Genomic DNA, 477 nt, shown 5'->3' on the forward strand with positions numbered 1-477 from the left:
GCCCAGTTGGGACTGTCCGTTCTAGAATTTTTCGCGCAAGGGAAGCGATAGATAACAATTTGAACCCATTAATAGGTGAGTCTTAAATATGGCACAAGCTGAAAATAAAGTGGCTGAAGAGCTAACAACATCGGAAATTTTTGACGGTGAGCTGCCACTCAATGCGGGATCGGAAGCTCGCCTAGATGAGCAAAAATTTGCACGGTACGCGCTAATTGGCGATGTAATGCGCAGCGACAAACAAGAAGCACCTTGTATTGATATAACAAAAAGCTTTGCAATCGCGCTGGAGAATGAAGCAGCGCATAGTGTTTCAGTACCACAGCAAGAAACGCCTGCAACAAAAAGTAATGTAGTTGAATTAAGCGCTTGGCGTAAGCCTTTTGCCCAAGTTGCCATTGCTGCGAGCGTTTCGTTATTCGCCATATTAGGCGTTAACACCATGAGTAGTGATCCAGCGCAGCCGGTTAATGATAC

1 protein-coding gene and 1 pseudogene are annotated in these 477 nt (G+C 45.3%); both read left to right on the top strand.

The window, feature by feature from the left end; genetic code table 11:
* Nucleotides 1-86, top strand: a pseudogene (locus tag EAG18_RS22080) (RNA polymerase sigma factor RpoE); the annotation flags it as partial.
* Nucleotides 87-88: 2 nt separating this feature from the next.
* Nucleotides 89-477 (top strand): RseA family anti-sigma factor (locus EAG18_RS22085; RefSeq protein WP_275557374.1); only part of this gene is annotated, 389 nt, incomplete at its 3' end.

It is taken from the genome of Pseudoalteromonas sp. J010 (assembly GCF_003934235.1).
Lineage (GTDB): Bacteria > Pseudomonadota > Gammaproteobacteria > Enterobacterales > Alteromonadaceae > Pseudoalteromonas > Pseudoalteromonas peptidolytica.